The organism is Prevotella sp. HMSC077E09, from assembly GCF_001814685.1.
Lineage (GTDB): Bacteria > Bacteroidota > Bacteroidia > Bacteroidales > Bacteroidaceae > Prevotella > Prevotella oris.
The window spans coordinates 1-1,535 of the sequence record NZ_KV817485.1 but is presented as its reverse complement, the minus strand read 5'-3'; the positions used below and the strand labels follow the sequence as shown (position 1 = coordinate 1,535).

The window sequence follows — 1,535 nt, the reverse complement described above, 5'->3', positions numbered from 1 at the left end:
AAAACGGTTGCTAAACGATACATGAAGAACGGTATATCTCTTACTCCCTTTACTTGTGCCCGGAAGCATTTGATCTTTGAGTTAAGAGATTCGGCAGAGGCGTTTGTCTGCCAATCAATAAAGTAGTTGAGTATCTCGTCTTCATAGAATTTGATGGTATTCACGTACAGACTTCACTTCTCGAAGAGTACATGCAGTCACTTCTCCATACCATTTTTCAAATTTCTGCTTTGCAGTTTCCTTGGTGAGGTTTCTGTTCCTGAATATGGCCCTGAGAGAGTTAATATGGCGGTATGCTTCTTCCAGCTTCGAATAGAGTGCAAACAGAATCTTCGCACGTTTTTCTTGTGTTGCGCTCCATTTCTCACGGCTCATGGATAGCTGCTTGCTGCATCGGGTTAGTGCTTCCACGAGTGTTTCCCCGTTTTCAAGTCTGGGAGGTTCAAAGCGAGTATTTAATCTCTGTGGCTTCTTGCCACGCTTGCTTTTCTTCCACTTCTTCCCATGCACTGCTCTCATCCTCTGGCGGTATGCCTTTCTCTGTTCAGCCAATCGTCCGAGTGTCTTACGGAACTCTGTCCTTTTCCTATTGAGATCTTTGACAGCCTCCCTTTTCAGGCGTAAGCGTATCTCCTCGCATCCCTCTCCGCCACGTTTAACAACATGGAAGCAGTCTCGTATGGCTATTGCTTTCGGAAATGCCTCTCTGACTATGGCACGCATGCAGTCGGAAAGATCCATTGTAACACTCCCAACCATTTCCCGCTTATCAGCAGAAAGTTGCATGAGTACTCGTAACACATCCGCAGGATTGGTTCCCTTGACAACTGCGACGATTGCACCTTTGCGGCCATGGGCATCCTTGTTGTGGACAATCGTGTACAGCTCACCCTGAAGGGATGTCTCGTCTATGCCATGTTCTCTGCCAACGTTTTGCGGAAGCAGAATCCACTCAGAGGCATGTTCTTTCTGCTCCCACGTCTCGAAGTCACTTAGGGTGTCCTTATACCTCTTCGCCAATGTGGAGCTGTTGATCATGTACGTATAGCCTATCTGACGGGCGGTTATCGTCTCATCATCCATCCGCTTTCTTTAAAAAAAGCGCGAAGTCTTTTGAATATCGCGTGCCGGGATGCTTCAGATGTATCTTCTTGTCGAGATCTACGGATTTGGTTATGCCGTCAGGCATTGTCCAGCGGCGTCTGCGTACATGAAGAACCGTTTTCTTGTCCCGGGCAGGAAAATCCAACAAACATGACTCATCGACAAAGCCATCGCTTATGGCCGCTTTCATGTCGGGAGTACGGTTATCACGTTCATCAAGATAGATATGGAGTTCGGTTGTATACAAAACATCTTTGTCCATGGTTGAAACCTCTGCGAAGTCTGTCACCTCGAAATACTCAAGAATACCTGATGGAAGGAAATATGAGACGAGGCCTTCATACATATTTATATTGCTGTAACAATTCATAATGCAAAGGTACGACTTTATGTCAAATCATGTATCGTTTAGCAACCGTTTTTGGGTTAGC

3 protein-coding genes are annotated in these 1,535 nt (G+C 46.0%); all 3 read right to left on the bottom strand.

Annotated elements, in window-relative coordinates; genetic code table 11:
* The coding region (locus tag HMPREF2983_RS14395) for a transposase (protein WP_256374439.1) at positions 1 to 164 on the bottom strand (164 nt) is incomplete at its 3' end.
* Complete coding sequence (locus HMPREF2983_RS00470; RefSeq protein WP_070665622.1) at positions 142 to 1,083, bottom strand: transposase; 942 nt, start codon at positions 1,081 to 1,083, stop codon at positions 142 to 144. The genes HMPREF2983_RS14395 and HMPREF2983_RS00470, both read right to left, overlap by 23 nt.
* The gene (locus HMPREF2983_RS00465) at positions 1,076 to 1,450 is read right to left on the bottom strand and encodes an ISAon1 family transposase N-terminal region protein (protein WP_070665619.1); all 375 of its coding nucleotides are present in this window, start codon (positions 1,448 to 1,450) and stop codon (positions 1,076 to 1,078) included. Before HMPREF2983_RS00465 ends, HMPREF2983_RS00470 begins: the two co-directional genes overlap by 8 nt.
* Positions 1,451 to 1,535 lie beyond the last annotated feature (85 nt).